This window comes from Amycolatopsis sp. NPDC004079 (genome assembly GCF_040610415.1).
GTDB lineage: Bacteria > Actinomycetota > Actinomycetes > Mycobacteriales > Pseudonocardiaceae > Amycolatopsis > Amycolatopsis halotolerans.
In genome coordinates this window covers 261,689-275,720 of sequence record NZ_JBEXMH010000004.1, presented here as the reverse complement: position 1 = coordinate 275,720, position 14,032 = coordinate 261,689, and the positions used below count along the sequence as shown (strand labels likewise).

Below are 14,032 nucleotides of genomic sequence, written 5' to 3'. Positions count from 1 at the left end.
GCACGGCACGGCACGGCACGGCACGGCACGGCACGGCACGGCACGGCACGGCACGGCACGGCACGGCACGGCACGGCACGGCACGGCACGGCACGGCACGGGCGACGATGCACCGCTGCCTGAGAACGGCTGAGAATTCTCAGCTTATTCTTCTCAGGAAAGCCTGAGGGTTTTCCACAGGCTTCTCATAAGCACGGGCGCGAGTCTGGGTTCATGACCGAGAACGAGAGCCGGCCCGGCCCCGCTACACCCGGTGGGCGCCAGCCGCACCAGAGCAGTGAGCAGTACGGCCAGTACCGGGCCGGGTCGAGTCCGTTCGGCGGCAACGCGGAGATGTCGCACGTCGGCCCGCAAGTTCCGGCGGTGCCGCCGTCGCAGCAGAGCGCGCGGCAAAGGCCGGCGGCGGTCGATGGCGCGCAGCCAGCGGTGGCGGGACCCGCACGGCAACCGGCACCGGGTGACGCGCAGACGCCCGGCGGTGTCCCGGCGAGTCGGCCGAGTGGTGCCCAACCGGTCGGGCCGTACAGCGCCCAGCAACCCCGAGCGGTCGGACTGAGCGCTGCTCAGCAACCCCAGCCGGTTAGGCCGAGCACTGCCCAGCAACGCCAGTCAGCCGAGCTGAGCGCTGCCCACCAATCCCAGCCAAACACCGCACGCCAAACGCAATCGGATACTGCTCAACAGTCCGAGCCGAACACCGCTCCCTTGCCAAACCCGCACGCCGCACAGCACCAACCCGGCACCCCGCACTACGGGCCGATGCCACAGCCCGCGCAACCGCCCGCGGCGCTGGCCGGTCCACGGAAGCGGCCTGGCCGCATGGCAGTCCTCGTCGGGGCCACTGCGCTGGCCGCAGCGCTCCTCGGCGGTGGTGCGGGCGCGGCGATCGTCGGGCTGAGCGGCGGTTCCAGTGGGTCCTCGACCACCGCGTCGTCCTCCGCTACCGGGCAGACCATCAGCAACACCACCGGCTCCGGGGACGTCAGCACCGTCGCCGCGAAAGTCGTGCCCAGTGTTGTTCAGGTGAACGTCACGACTGGGCAAGGCACGGCGATCGGGTCGGGCGTCATTCTCACCGCTGACGGCCGCATCCTCACTAACGCGCACGTCGTGCAGGGGGCGCAGACCGTCACGATCAGCACGTCGGACGGCAAGAAGTACCAGGCCAAGGTCGTCGGCTCGGACACCAAGAGCGACATCGCGGTGCTGCAGGCACAAGGTGCGAGCGGGCTCACCGCCGCGACGCTCGGCGATTCGGGCAAGCTCGCCGTCGGGCAGCAGGTCATCGCGATCGGGTCGCCGGGCGGGCTGCAGAACACCGTCACCACCGGCATCGTCAGCGCGCTCAACCGGCCGCTGTCCGACGTCGGAGGCGGGGACGGCGGCGATCAGCAGAGTTCGCCCTTCGGCAGGCAGACCTCGAACGTCACGTCCGGCCCCAGCTACACCGCGATCCAAACCGACGCCTCGATCAACCAGGGCAACTCCGGCGGCGCGCTCGTCGACAGCCAGGGCCGGGTCATCGGAATCAACTCCGCGCTCTACAGCCCGAACTCCTCAGCCGGCAGCGTCGGGATCGGGTTCGCCATCCCGATCAACGACGCCAAGAAGATCGTCGACCAGATCGGGAACGGCTGAACGGGAACCCCGGAGGCGGACCGCGGTCGGGGCGGCCCGCCTTCGCTCCTCACTCGGGACGGTGAGGAAACCTGGCCGCTCTCTCCGGGGATTCGGGACCTGGAGAGAGCGGCTTCTTCACGCGCCCGGCAGCTCGTAGACCAGCGTGAACGTGTGCTTGCCCGCCTCGTCGACCGCGATGGCGGCCGACCCGGAGATGCCCGCCAGCTCGTCCGTGCCAGAGCCGGGAAGCAGGACCAGCGACAATCCCTCGTCCCCGGCCGTGTGCCGGAGAACGAAGCTGCCCTTCCGTCCGTCGACGGAGCCGGTAAAGCGCTCGAAAGCGACGTACGCGCGCGAGGTCTCGTTCGACGCCGTCAGCATCTCGACCCGGCTAGTCCCCTCGACCGCCCCGGTGAACGTCTTCTCGATCAGCACCTGCGCGAACGCCGTCCCACCGGCCTCGTCCTGCGCCTGCGGCTCCCATTTGTCCAGTTCGAACGCGGCGACGGCGGTACTGGTCATGCTGCTGCTCCTCTGCCGGAAACTCGATCAGGCACAGTCAACCGCGGATACCTGCCATGTCCTGTCAGGTATCTCAACGCCGCCGGTTGCCGAACAGCCCGCGCGAGAACTCCCGCCCGAGCGAACTCGCCGCCGAGCGCATGAACGACTTCACCGCCGGGTTGCTCAACACCTGCGAGATCATCCCCGGCTCCTCCTTCTCCGGCTTCGGAGCGGCTGGCGCCTCAGGTTCGGCAGCGGGCGCGGAAGGCTCGGCAGGCGTGGCCTTCGCCGTCAACTTCTCGTACGCCGACTCCCGGTCGATCGTCTCCCCGTACTTGGCGTTCAGCTCCGACGACGTGACCGCCGCGCGGATCGCGTCCGCCCCGATCGACCCCATCTTCGACCGCGGCGCACGCAGCCGCGTCCACGCGACCGGCGTCGGCGCCCCTCGCTCGGACAGCACGGTGACGATCGCCTCGCCGATCCCCAGCGACGTCAACGCCGTCTCGAGGTCGTAGTGCGGCGACTTCGGATACGTCTTCACCGTGCGCGCCAACGCCTTCTGGTCGTCCGGCGTGAACGCGCGCAACGCGTGCTGCACCCGCGCGCCGAGCTGGGACAGCACGTTATTCGGGATGTCGGTCGGCAGCTGCGTGCAGAAGAACACGCCGACGCCCTTCGACCGGATGAGCTTCACCGTCTGCTCGATCCGCTCCAGGAACGCCTTCGACGCACCGGAGAACAGCAGATGCGCCTCGTCGAAGAAGAACACCAGCTTCGGCTGGTCGAGGTCGCCTTCCTCGGGCAGCTCCTCGAACAGCTCGGCCAGCAGCCACATCAGGAACGTCGAGAACAGCGCCGGTTTGGACTGCAGATTGTCCAGCTCCAGCAAGGTGATGACGCCCTTGCCGTCCTGCTGGCGCATCAGGTCGTGGACGTCCAGCTCGGGCTCGCCGAAGAACTCCTCGCCTCCCTGAGCCTCCAGATTGGACAGTGCCCGCAGAATGACGCCCGCCGTCGCCGCGGACACCCCGCCGATGCCCTTGAGGTCTTCCTTGCCCTCGTCACTGGTCAGATGCGTGATGACCGACCGCAGATCCTTGGTGTCCAGCAAGGCGAGACCGCGCTGATCGGCCCAGTGGAAGATCAGGCCGAGCGTCGATTCCTGCGTCTCGTTCAGCCCCAGCACCTTCGACAGCAGCACCGGCCCGAAGCTGGTGATCGTCGCGCGCACCGGGATCCCGGTGCCGCTGGTGCCGAGCGACAGGAACTGCACCGGACCGCCCGCCGGCGCCCAGTCGTCACCCAGTTCCGCGGACCGTTTCGCGGTGCGGTCGCTCGCCTCGCCGGGCGCGGACAGCCCGGACAGGTCGCCCTTGACGTCGGCGAGCACCACCGGAACCCCGGCCGCGGACAGCTGCTCGGAGATCAACTGAAGCGTCTTGGTCTTGCCGGTGCCGGTCGCGCCCGCGACCAGGCCGTGCCGGTTCAGCGTCGCCAGCGGCAACCGGACCGCGGCCGACGCTTCCGTCTTCCCGTCGATCACCGCCGCGCCCAGCTCGACGGCCGCCCCGTCGCTGACGTATCCCTGCGCGATCTCCGCCGCTGGTCCCGACGCTTGCTCGGCCACTGGCCGCACCCCGTTCCGAGTCCGAAATCACACCTCGTTGCACTGGCTGACCGAGCGTAACGCGCCGGAAGCGCAGGTGACGCCGCTGATATCCCCGTGTCGGGTTAGGGTGGTGCGGGTGAACGACCATCTTGTCTGGATCGACTGCGAGATGACGGGGCTGGACCTCGGCAAGGACGCGTTGATCGAAATAGCCGCGCTGGTGACCGACGCCGACCTGAACGTGCTGGGCGAGGGCGTCGACATCGTCATCCACGCCGACGACGCCAAGCTCGACGGCATGCCGCAGGTCGTCCACGACATGCACGCCAAGTCCGGCCTCACCGAAGAAGTCCGCGCCTCGACGACAACGCTGGCCGAGGCCGAGCAGCGCGTGCTGGACTACATCCGCGAATGGGTGCCCGACCCGGCCAGCGCGCCGCTCGCCGGCAACTCGATCGCGACCGACCGCGGGTTCATCGCTCGCGACATGCCCGCGCTCGACAGCCACCTGCACTACCGGATGGTCGACGTGTCGTCGGTCAAGGAGCTCGTGCGCCGCTGGTACCCGCGGATCTACTACGCCAAGCCGGAGAAAGGCCTGGCCCACCGCGCGCTCGCGGACATCAGGGAGTCCGTCGGCGAACTCGAGTACTACCGCGCGATCGCCTTCGTCCCCCAGCCCGGCCCGACGAGCGACGAGGCCAAAGCCGCCGCCGCTGAAGTGCTGGAACGCCACCGAGGGTGACCCCCTGAAAAGCGCTCGCGGGCACCCGCTAGGATTGCTTCCAGCAAGGCGATCGCGAGATCTTTTTGCCAGATGGTGGCTATAGCTCAGCTGGTAGAGCACCTGGTTGTGGTCCAGGAGGTCGCGGGTTCGAGCCCCGTTAGCCACCCTTGCACCCCGGCTTCACCGAGATCTTTTTCGGAGAAGCCGGGGTTTTGTCATTTCCGGGGTACGGTGGCAGTGCGGGTGTCGCGCAGGTCACTGCGGCTTCTCCCCTGGTCCAGCTGCCGACGCACTGGCCCTCGCTCGCCTGGTTCAAGGTGGGTCACTGCCGCCGACCAGGGCGGTTGCCCCGGCGAGCCGCAAAGGGGACCCCCCTGGAACGGGGCCTGAACGCCCTGCTAATCTTTTCCACGTCGCCGAGGGAAACCACAGCGGCAGGAAGCACCAAGCGCCATTAGCTCAATTGGCAGAGCAGCTGGCTCTTAACCAGCGGGTTCGGGGTTCGAGTCCCTGATGGCGCACACTCACTCCCCAGGTTCGAGAAGTTTTCGACCTGGGGATTTTGGTTTTCCGGAAGCTTTTCTTCCGGTTCCGGACTGTCCACAATGGTCGGTGGCGTGCCCGAGACGCGCCCGAGCTGTCGCGGTGCTGACCGCGGGATGATCTTGGCGGTGGCTTCGGCCGCGGCGAGCGCGACTTCGGGCAGCACGGTGGTGTAGGTGTCCATGGTGACGGTGATCGAGGAATGCCGGAGCATGTGCTGCACCACCTTCATGTCCGCCCCGGCCGCGAGCGCGAGAGTGGCCGCACCGTGCCGCAGGTCGTGCAATCGGATCGGCGGCAACCCGGCCTGGCGTGCCAGCTCCTGAAACCGCGCAGTGACATCAGCCGGATGCAACGCGCTCCCGTCGGGCTGGGTGAACAACAGCCCGCTGTCGACCCAGCCGGCACCGAGCCGTGCGATCACCGCATCCTGGTCCGCCAGGTGCTGACGCAGCACGAGCACCGTGCCGCCGTCCAACGCGACCAGGCTCTCCGACGACGTCGTCTTCGGAGCGGACTCGCCGGTTTCCCAGCCGTACTGCACGATCTGGTTCGTCACGTCCAGCGCGGCGGAGTCCAGGTAAGTGTCGACGCGCCGCTGACCGCATGCTTCCCCGCGCCGCAGCCCGACGTGAGCGATCACGTGGAACAAGGGATACAGCGGGTCGTTGACCGCGTGGTCGAGGAACCGGCCGGTCTGCTGCGGGGTCCACACCATCACCGGCGACGGAACCTCTCCCGTCTCCCGCCACCGCGCCACCCGCTCGTCGGTCCACACCTTCGCGGTCGGGCGTTTCGCCGGCGGCAACTCCACCAACGACGCGACATTGACCGTGAGCAGGCCTTCCTTCACCGCCGGGCTCAGCACCGCACGCAGCGTTTCCCGGATCCGCCGGATCGAGGTCGGACCGACCGGGCGCTGCCACTTCACCGCCTCGACCTTGCGGGGATCCTTGCTGGCCCGGTACTCGGCGATCACGTCGTTGTGCTCGACGATCGCGTCGAACATGCCCTCCAGATGCGCCACCCGCAGCTTGTCCCGACGCAGATGCCCCAAATGCGGCCGCAGGTACAGCCGCACATGCGACTCGTAGGAACGGTAGGTGTTGCGGGAGCGGGCTTTCTTCTTCGTCGCGAGAAACGCGGTGAACACCTCGTCCATCAACGGGTGCTCCAGCACCTCGGCCCCGGCCCGCACCAAACGGCGCATGTCCTCCAGTTCCGGGAGTTTCCGGCGTGCGGTGATCGCGGCGGCGATCACGTCCGCGATCTTGCCCAGCGTGTCCTCGTCGTCCCCGGCGAGCGCGAGCAGGTCGCCGACATGGCTCAGTTCCTTCTGCGCCTTCGTCGCGGTCTCGAACCCGCTGCGCCGCCGCGGCCGACGGTTCCCGCCGCGGTCCGCGGGCAGCTCGACGCGGTAGCACCACTGCCCGTGCCGGCTCTGTTCCAGTCTCGGGCACGCTGCACCCAGACTGCGACCGTTGCCGTCCTTGCAGGAACAGCGCTTGTACACCGATCCCTCGGCCATCGCCTGCCGCCTTCCCCTCGGTTGCGTTGAATCAGCGGGTTGCGTCATGCTCGCGCTGCAGAACCTGCTCGGGGAAGCCCGAGCCCGAGCGACACCACCCGATCTGACGAATCCCCGAGCAGCGCTCACCCGGCAGGCTCGTCCAGGCCGAGCACCCGTCGCAACCCAGCGGTCGGGACGCGGTACTCGCCGCCGACGCGCAGCACCGGGCACGGAAAACTACCGTCGCGTGCCAGCGCGTACGCTGTCGTCCGTCCGATCCGCAACGCCCGCGCCGCCGTCATCAGATCCACCACTGCCGGCAACGCCGCCACCTCCCCCATGGTCAGCACGGCCGCGCGGTTCTTCGCTGCGTTCACGAGGCCACCGCACCCGTCAGGCGGAGCCAGGCCAGGTCATGACAATCCGGATCCAGATCGATACCGATGAACGAGCACCCATGTTCCAGCGCGGCGATCCCGGTGGTTCCGCTGCCGCAGAAAGGATCCAGCACCACACCACCGGGCGGGCACCCCAGACGGACACAACGCCGCGCGATCTCCAGCGTTCCCGCTGCCGGATGTCCCGTACCCGAACGCCCCGCCGGCACCCGCCAGAGATCCGTCATCCCCTCCTCCGCGATATCCGAGGCGAACCAGTGCACCGGCGACCGGGTCAGCAGGAACACCGTCTCGTAACGCTGAGCCAGCCGATCCCGCACACTCTCCGGCCGCGCGTTCGGCTTCTCCCACACCACCGCATTCCGTACCAACCAGCCGTGGTCCTGCAACGCCAGCACCACACGCCAGGGCACACCCACCAGATCCTTGCGCCGAAACAACGACTGCGGCGGCCGATGCACCCCGTACCCCGTCGCTGCCCGCACCGGCGCAGTGCGCGCGACCGAGCCCGGCGCCACGTAATTCCCCCACGACCCACCGAAGCAATCACCCAGATTCAGCCACACCGTCCCGCCCGGCGCCAGCACCCGCGACAACTCCCCGAAAACCTCGGCCAGTCGCGCAACATATCCATCCACGGTGGACTCGACACCGTGTTGCCCGGCGACGCGGTAGTCCCGCAAACCCCAATACGGCGGCGATGTCACCACGCAATCAACCGACGCGGCAGCCATCCCTGCGACTGCCTCACCCGCATCGCCGACGCACAACCTCACCGCCGACCCGGTTCCGGCCATCATCGGTCACCCCCATGCCCGCCGACGTCCAGCCGCCGCCGCGCGAGGTCCTGGTAAGCGGGGTTGGTGTCGATGCCGGTGAAGCGCCGCCCCAGTTCACGCGCCGCGATCCCGGTGGTGCCGCTTCCGCTGAACGGGTCGAGGACGTGACCGCCGGGCGGGCATCCGGCCGCGATGCACCGCCGCGGGATCTCCACCGGCGAGGGTGCGGGATGCCCGGCACGGGTGCGGTCGGGCGGAATGGTCCACACGTTGCCGGGATTGCGACCGCGCTGCCCGTCGGCAGGTGTGCGGGGCCAGGTTCCGCGTGCGGTGTTCGGCTTGGTGCCGCCGTAGTGGGCGCGGCGGGGCAGGGCGCGGTCGCCGGTGTAAGGCCGCCGGATCGCGTCGAGGTCGAAGTAGTAGTCCGGCTGCGTGACGAACAGGAAGAGCATCTCGTGCCGGGTCGCGAGCCGATCGGAGACCGGGGTGGGCGTGGCGTGGGGCTTGTGCCAGACGATCGCCGACCGCAAGATCCACCCGTCATCCTGCAGGGCGAAGGCCAGCCGCCACGGCATACCGAGCAGATTCTTGTGCGGCACGTCCGCTCGCGGCCGGCAGTGTGGCTGCCCAACTTGGCCGGGTGTGCTGCACCAGTAGCCGTCGGAATTGGTCGAGTAGCTGTCACCAAGGTTGACCCACACCGTGGCCCGTGGGGTGAGCACCCGCCGGGCCGCGGCGAACACCGCACACAAAGTCGCGATGTAGTCGTCCGCTGTCGGTTCCAGCCCGATCTGCGGATGCTCGCGCCGGGCCCCACAGTCTCGGCACCGCCACCGCCCGGTGCCCGCGTCGCGGAGGCTGGCGGGCCGATGGCGGCAGCCGGGCCGACCGCCGGCCCAGGTGTCGGGTGCGTAGTCGCGCAGCCGCCAGTAGGGCGGGCTGGTGACCAGACAGTCCGCCGAATCCTCGGGCAGGTTCTGAATTCCGGCTTTCGCGTCGGCGGTCACCAGCGTGACAGTGTCGTCCTCACGGGAGCGTGCGGCGAAGGCGGTCATGCGGCCCTCCCAGTGTCCTGTGTGGACAGGCCGAGGCGGCGCAGGCCGATGGCGTGAAACTCCGGGTTGAGGTCGATGCCGACATAGGAGCGGCCGAGCTGGCGCGCAGCGAGACCGGTGGTGGCGGCACCGCTGAACGGGTCGAGCACCATACCGCCATCAGGGCATCCGGCGGCGATACAGCGCAGCGGGATGTCGACCGGGAACGCGGCGAAGTGCGCCTCCCGCAACGGGCGGGTGGTGATCGACCAGACGTCCCCGGGATTCTTGCCACGAGCATGCGCGGCGGTGTGCCGCGCACCGGTCGGGCGCATCGCGTCCCCGTGGGTTTTCCCTGCGAACGGATCGGCATCCCGGTACTTGCCGTACACGCTGTGTCCGCGGCGGCGCGCGGTCGCGCCGATACCGCCATGTCGGCCTTTGTTCGCGCCGCCGATCACGCTGCCCGCTGTGAGGGCTTCCGGGTATGCGAGTGGTTCGCGGATCGGGTCGAGGTCGAAGAAATACTTCTGCTGTTTGGTCAGCAGGAACAGCATCTCGTACCGGTTGGAGACCCGGTCGCGCACGGATTCGGGCATCGTGTTGGGTTTGTGCCACACGATCGCGTTCCGCAGAATCCAGCCATCGGCCTGCAACGCGAACGCCACGCGCCACGGCATGCCGACCAGGTTCTTCCGCGGCAGGCTCCGGGTACGCGCCACCCCGGCCCGGCGCACCGACTCCCGCAGCGGCACCGCCGCGCTGCGACCGGACAGGCTGCTCGCCCGCATCGGATCGCTAGTGCGACCGGGCGGTTCGGCGGAATACGAGTCGCCCAGATTCAGCCACACCGTGCCCGTGTCGGACAGGACACGATGCAGCTGCGCGAAGACCGCCCTGAGCCGGTCGACGTAGTCCTGTGGGGTCGCCTCCAGGCCGTGCTGGTCGTCCTCGCGGCAGGCACCGCACCGGCGGCAGCGCTGCGGCGCACCACCGCGATGCGCTGCGGGGTAGGCGAGACGGGGGTGTCTGGACTGGGGAATGTTGCCGCCGCGTCCGGCCGCGGCCAGGTGCGCGCAACCGGGATCGCCGCCGACCCAGGATCCGGTCCCGTAGTCGCGCAACCCCCAGTACGGCGGACTCGTGACGACGCAATCCACCGACTTCTCCCCCAGACTGGCGAGGGTCGCGGTGGCGTCGCCGGTGTAGAGCGTGACCGTCTCGTCTCGGTAGTAGGCAGTGTCCATGAGATTCGCTCCTTCGGCACGGTGGGTTGAAGTCGCGAGCCGCGGTAGGTCGGCTCGAGTCGCTGCGCCACGGGCAAGGCGCCGACGGGTGCCAGGTGACGCGGCGCGCGCTCAGGCGGCGGCCGAATCGGGCCGTGTCCCGCGCCCGGCGCGGCATGGTCGCGGCGGTGCGGGCAGCGCCGGGAGGGACTGGCTCAGGGCCGGGTCGGCGGCGTCGGGACCGGCCCGGAGCACCAGCGCGGTGTGGTGCGCGGGCAGCGCGACCGGATGCCCGAGAACGCGTTCGGCTCGGGCGGCGGCGCGGCGCTGGGCCAGCGACGCGCGGGTGTAGGTGCGGCCTCGTCGCACCGTCGCGGTCAGCGCCACACACCGCGCGACCGGTGCCAGCCCGACCGCGGTGGCGACCGCCGCGATCCGGCCGGGAACGTCGAGCAGGTCGTGCCGCATGGGGTGGCGCCGCGGGGCACTGGTGACGACCACGTGCCCGCCCGGACGCAGCAGCGGCCGGTACTGCCCCAGCAGTCCGTGCAACCTCTCCAGCGCCCCGTCGAGGTCGCCGGCCGGACAGGGGCGCAGGGTGGTCAGGAGGAGATCGATCCGCCCGGTCAGCCCGGCCGTGGCCGCGGCGGCGGCCGTTCCGGGGCGTCGGTCGAGGATGAGGACCATGCCGTCGACGAACACCCCGCGTGCCTTCGCGGCGGTCACGTTGGCGCGCGCCAAACGCCACCACCGGCGCTGCACGGTCAACCCGATCGCGTGCCGCCCGGCCCGGAGCGCTTCGAGGACCGTGGTGCCCGCTCCGCAGTCGGGATCGAGCACGACATCGCCCGGCCGGGTCAGCGCCGCGATCGCGTAGCGGGCAATCGCCGGAGCCATCAAGGCAGGGTCGGCAGCGGTGGCGTCGTGGTAGCCGCCCTCGGTCAGCTGGGCCGCCAGGCTGTCGGTCCCGGTCGGCCACACCGACGCCACAACCGGGCCTTCGGACCACTCCCCCGCCGGGCGGGGGAGTGGTCCGCCGATGCGCTTAGACATCCGAGGTCTCCTTCCCGTCGAGGGCACCGTCGTCCGCCGCGTCCGGCGACAACCGCCCGAGCAGAACGACGTCGTGATGCACCGTGCGCAGCGGCGGCGCTGCGGCGTCGACCGCGCGCGGCGAGAAGCCCGGCGCAGGCACTGCGGTGCCCGTCCGGTCGGCGGCCGCGAGGCAGTCCGGCGTGTCCGGCATGGGAGCGGCGAGCACGGCGATGTGATCGAGACACCGCAACCCCTGACTACCCAACGTGTTCAGCAAAGTCGCGTGCGGATCACGCAGCCAGCCATCACGGCCATCGCAGTGCGTGACGGTCGCGAGGAGGCCGCGCGGGGTGAGCAGAGCGGCCCAGTCGGTGCGTGCGAGCCAGTCGGTGGCGTGCGGATCGAGCGCGGTGACGATCAGATCGAAGCCGCCGTGCGGTCCGTCTCCGTCGCGATGCCGAGGACGTGCAGAGCCGGGGTGCAGTCCGAGTGCCGGGCGCAGCCCGAGCCGACCGAGTCGGGGTCGCGACCCCGACCCCACTCCGGCACGGCGGGACGAGCCGGTGTGCTCGGCCGGGTCGTCAGGGACGGGCGCCGCGGTCGCGGTGTCGGCGCCACGACCGAGCCGGGCGACGGTCCAGACCGCCTCGGCGAGACCGGCGTACGCCTCGGCGCCGCAGGTGCCGCCGACCGCGTGCCGAAGAGCGCACGGGGACGGCGGCGGGGCGACGAGAAGGACGCGGTCGCCGGGGCAGGTGTAGGTCGTCACGAGGGTGACGATCGTGCGTCCGAGCCAGCCGGGAAGCAGTGCGGTGCCGGGCAGCATCTCCGCGTCGGCGAACGACCAGAACGTCGCCGGACGCGGACGCAGGGCAGCTGCGGTAGCAGGTGTGGTCCGTGGCGCGCGGTGCCGGCCACGACGGAGGCTTGCGGTGTCGCGATGCGGTAAGCGGCGGTGACAGCGTCCGGGCTCGGGATGCGGTGTAGAAGTCATCGGTGGCCTTCCTCGCGGCGTGATCGGCGTGGTCTGCCAAGTCACCCCAAGAAGCCGGTTTTGAGGCCGTTTTTCGACACCGCTCGCCCAAGTTTTTGCGAACTCCCGAAACCCAGAGCCCCACACATCTAGACGCGAGCCCGAATGCATCGACACTTCCCAGCATCCGGAAGTATTCGAGCACGACACTGCGCGGATTGACTTGCTGTCGAATAACCCGGGCTCGGGGCGAGAAGAATTTTCGGACCGAATCAAAAGCGCTCGGCGGGAGTCGTCACGAGCCCGCCACGACGGACCGCCGACTGCCTGCTAAGAAGCACTTAAAAGACCAGTTCAAACGCTACTAAAGCGATCATGGATGCTGCCGCGACAAGCTGTCCCGAGCGGGGTTTCTGAATCCTTCAAGGTGGTGGCTTTAGTAGCCGCGTCCACCTACCAAGAAGATCATTATTGTTCTTTTCTTGTTCTTTTCTTGCCGTCGCTCTGGCGTCCTGACGGAGCTGATTAACCAACGCCAGCCAGGAGCACATAAATGACGAACGACGAGATTGTGTCCGCACCTATCCGGCCCGATCGCGAGGGGCGCGAATGGTTGCCGCTGGACACCGCGCGCGACGCCTTCGGGTGGCTGGTCACCGGGCCGGAGCCGATGGCCGTGGACGGGGCCCGGTTCGCCGGGTTGCCGCGGCGTGCGGTGCCGCTGGACGAGCTGCGGGACCGGGTGATGAGCAAGCAGTGCCCGCATCGCACCCAGGACGACGTGTGGGCGCATTTGGTGCTGCGTTCCCGTGCTCATGGGGGCGCGTGGACGGTGGCGTGCGTCGGGATGGCGCTGCCGTCGCTGGCCTCGAGTTCCCGGTGGCTGGCGGCGCGGTATCCGCTCGATCGCGCAGATGTCCACGCGGCCGTGCTCGCCGGATTCGTCCAAGCGTTGGCGACGGTGGATCTGACCGATCCCGGCATCATCGCCCGGCTGCACTTCGCCGCTCGCCGTGCCGGGCAAGCCGCGCTGGAAGCGTCTCTGGACGCTCCGCTGCCGGCGGGCTCGGGCTATCACTCGGCGGCGCCGCGCCCGCCGTACGGGCACCCCGACTTGGTGCTCGCACGGGCGGTGGGCGAGCAGATTCTCACCTCCGCCGAAGCGGAACTGATCTCGGCGACGCGGCTCGGCGACACCTCGGTGACCGACTGGGCGCAGCGCCACGGCACCGCGCTGAAAACCGCGTTCAAAGCGCGTGATCGAGCCGAGGACCGACTCGTCGCGTGGCTGCGCGATCAGCTCGCCGACACCGACTCCGAGGACCCCGTCGCCGACGCAGCTGTCGCCGCCCTGGTCGTCGGCGCGCCGGACGTGCCCGCCGAGGAAAAGTCCAACTTGTCACGCGCTGTGAGCGGTCGTCTGCGCAACGGCCGACCGGCTGCTTCCAGGAAATCGTCACAGGCGGTGTCGAAAAACGACCCGAAATCCGGCTTCTTGGGGTGCGGGGAGGCCCCATCCGGCTCTCCGCGTACCGCCGAGCACGAGTCGACTTCGGAGGTGCGCCGATGCGCGTGACACCCCATCCCCAAACGCAGCACGCCACTGCGCCGCCGCGCGCGTCCGCGTCGAGCACATCCGATCAGGACCGGCCGCACGCGGGCGTCGTCAGCCGCTCACGGTCGACGACACACGCGGATGCCGCACACCCATGTCATCGGACCTCTCGACTGCGGCCGGTGGTCCGCTCGGTGGTCTTCGCGGTACTCGGCGCGGTCCTGCTCAGCTCGCTCGCCGCGGATGCGGCGCAGGCCTCGACACAGGTGCTCGCGATCGCGGCAAGCGTCGGGGAGGTCTTCGACAACATCCGCAATTGGCTGCTCGGCATCCTCGCCGGGCTGGCGACGGTGTTCCTCACCGTCGGCGGCGTCCGGTACCTGATGGCCGGGGGCGACCCCGGCGAAGTCGAGAAAGCGAAGACCGCGTTCAAGAGCGCCGGGTGGGGCTACGGGCTGGCGGCGCTGGCGCCGCTCGTGGTGGAAATCCTGCGCGGGATTGTCGGGGCCTGAGGCC

At 69.5% G+C, this 14,032-nt stretch carries 12 protein-coding genes, 2 tRNA genes and 1 pseudogene; 6 read left to right on the top strand and 9 right to left on the bottom strand.

The window, feature by feature from the left end; all coding sequences use genetic code 11:
* Positions 1 to 705 precede the first annotated feature (705 nt).
* The gene (locus ABZX37_RS06510) at positions 706 to 1,638 is read left to right on the top strand and encodes a trypsin-like peptidase domain-containing protein (protein ID WP_354736627.1); all 933 of its coding nucleotides are present in this window, start codon (positions 706 to 708) and stop codon (positions 1,636 to 1,638) included.
* A gap of 117 nt (positions 1,639 to 1,755) precedes the next feature.
* Here ABZX37_RS06510 and ABZX37_RS06505 read toward each other — a convergent pair whose 3' ends face one another.
* Complete coding sequence (locus ABZX37_RS06505) at positions 1,756 to 2,142, bottom strand: DUF3224 domain-containing protein (protein WP_354736625.1); 387 nt, start codon at positions 2,140 to 2,142, stop codon at positions 1,756 to 1,758.
* 73 nt (positions 2,143 to 2,215) lie between these two features.
* Positions 2,216 to 3,754 carry a helicase HerA-like domain-containing protein gene (locus ABZX37_RS06500; protein ID WP_354736623.1) on the bottom strand — a complete coding sequence of 513 codons (1,539 nt, stop codon included), beginning with the start codon at positions 3,752 to 3,754 and terminating at the stop codon, positions 2,216 to 2,218.
* Between the two features lie 118 nt (positions 3,755 to 3,872).
* Here ABZX37_RS06500 and orn point away from each other — a divergent pair, with 118 nt between their 5' ends.
* The 3 genes from orn (at position 3,873) to ABZX37_RS06485 (ending at position 4,984) form a co-directional block, all read left to right on the top strand.
* The gene (gene orn / locus ABZX37_RS06495; RefSeq protein ID WP_354736621.1) at positions 3,873 to 4,481 is read left to right on the top strand and encodes an oligoribonuclease; all 609 of its coding nucleotides are present in this window, start codon (positions 3,873 to 3,875) and stop codon (positions 4,479 to 4,481) included.
* A gap of 75 nt (positions 4,482 to 4,556) precedes the next feature.
* Positions 4,557 to 4,629 (top strand) — tRNA-His (locus ABZX37_RS06490).
* Between the two features lie 282 nt (positions 4,630 to 4,911).
* Positions 4,912 to 4,984 (top strand) — tRNA-Lys (locus tag ABZX37_RS06485).
* 242 nt (positions 4,985 to 5,226) lie between these two features.
* Here ABZX37_RS06485 and ABZX37_RS06480 read toward each other — a convergent pair.
* The 7 genes and pseudogenes from ABZX37_RS06480 to ABZX37_RS06450 form a co-directional block, all read right to left on the bottom strand.
* Positions 5,227 to 5,724, bottom strand: a pseudogene (locus ABZX37_RS06480) (tyrosine-type recombinase/integrase); the annotation flags it as partial.
* A 935-nt stretch (positions 5,725 to 6,659) separates the two neighbouring features.
* Complete coding sequence (locus ABZX37_RS06475) at positions 6,660 to 6,893, bottom strand: helix-turn-helix domain-containing protein (protein ID WP_354736619.1); 234 nt, start codon at positions 6,891 to 6,893, stop codon at positions 6,660 to 6,662.
* Entirely contained in the window at positions 6,890 to 7,648 is a 759-nt protein-coding gene (locus ABZX37_RS06470) for a site-specific DNA-methyltransferase (protein ID WP_354736617.1), read from the bottom strand. Before ABZX37_RS06470 ends, ABZX37_RS06475 begins: the two co-directional genes overlap by 4 nt.
* 62 nt (positions 7,649 to 7,710) lie before the next feature.
* Positions 7,711 to 8,748, bottom strand: a complete 1,038-nt coding sequence (locus ABZX37_RS06465; RefSeq protein ID WP_354736615.1) for a site-specific DNA-methyltransferase — start codon at positions 8,746 to 8,748, stop codon at positions 7,711 to 7,713.
* Entirely contained in the window at positions 8,745 to 9,974 is a 1,230-nt protein-coding gene (locus ABZX37_RS06460) for a site-specific DNA-methyltransferase (RefSeq protein WP_354736613.1), read from the bottom strand. The genes ABZX37_RS06465 and ABZX37_RS06460 overlap by 4 nt, the downstream gene beginning before the upstream one ends.
* Positions 9,975 to 10,085: 111 nt before the next feature.
* Complete coding sequence (locus ABZX37_RS06455; protein ID WP_354736611.1) at positions 10,086 to 11,006, bottom strand: DNA methyltransferase; 921 nt, start codon at positions 11,004 to 11,006, stop codon at positions 10,086 to 10,088.
* Positions 10,999 to 11,982 carry a hypothetical protein gene (locus ABZX37_RS06450; protein WP_354736609.1) on the bottom strand — a complete coding sequence of 328 codons (984 nt, stop codon included), beginning with the start codon at positions 11,980 to 11,982 and terminating at the stop codon, positions 10,999 to 11,001. Before ABZX37_RS06450 ends, ABZX37_RS06455 begins: the two co-directional genes overlap by 8 nt.
* A gap of 532 nt (positions 11,983 to 12,514) precedes the next feature.
* Here ABZX37_RS06450 and ABZX37_RS06445 point away from each other — a divergent pair.
* Positions 12,515 to 13,537, top strand: a complete 1,023-nt coding sequence (locus tag ABZX37_RS06445; protein ID WP_354736607.1) for a hypothetical protein — start codon at positions 12,515 to 12,517, stop codon at positions 13,535 to 13,537.
* A gap of 161 nt (positions 13,538 to 13,698) precedes the next feature.
* Complete coding sequence (locus ABZX37_RS06440; RefSeq protein WP_354736606.1) at positions 13,699 to 14,028, top strand: pilin; 330 nt, start codon at positions 13,699 to 13,701, stop codon at positions 14,026 to 14,028.
* Positions 14,029 to 14,032 lie beyond the last annotated feature (4 nt).

Excerpts from the sequence above, each read along its gene's own strand:
- ABZX37_RS06505 (WP_354736625.1), bottom strand. The coding sequence starts at position 2,142 with ATGACCAGTACCGCCGTCGCCGCGTTCGAACTGGACAAATGGGAGCCG.
- ABZX37_RS06470 (WP_354736617.1), bottom strand. The coding sequence starts at position 7,648 with ATGGCTGCCGCGTCGGTTGATTGCGTGGTGACATCGCCGCCGTATTGG.
- ABZX37_RS06465 (WP_354736615.1), bottom strand. The coding sequence starts at position 8,748 with ATGACCGCCTTCGCCGCACGCTCCCGTGAGGACGACACTGTCACGCTG.
- ABZX37_RS06460 (WP_354736613.1), bottom strand. The coding sequence starts at position 9,974 with ATGGACACTGCCTACTACCGAGACGAGACGGTCACGCTCTACACCGGC.
- ABZX37_RS06455 (WP_354736611.1), bottom strand. The coding sequence starts at position 11,006 with ATGTCTAAGCGCATCGGCGGACCACTCCCCCGCCCGGCGGGGGAGTGG.
- ABZX37_RS06450 (WP_354736609.1), bottom strand. The coding sequence starts at position 11,982 with ATGACTTCTACACCGCATCCCGAGCCCGGACGCTGTCACCGCCGCTTA.
- ABZX37_RS06445 (WP_354736607.1), top strand. The coding sequence starts at position 12,515 with ATGACGAACGACGAGATTGTGTCCGCACCTATCCGGCCCGATCGCGAG.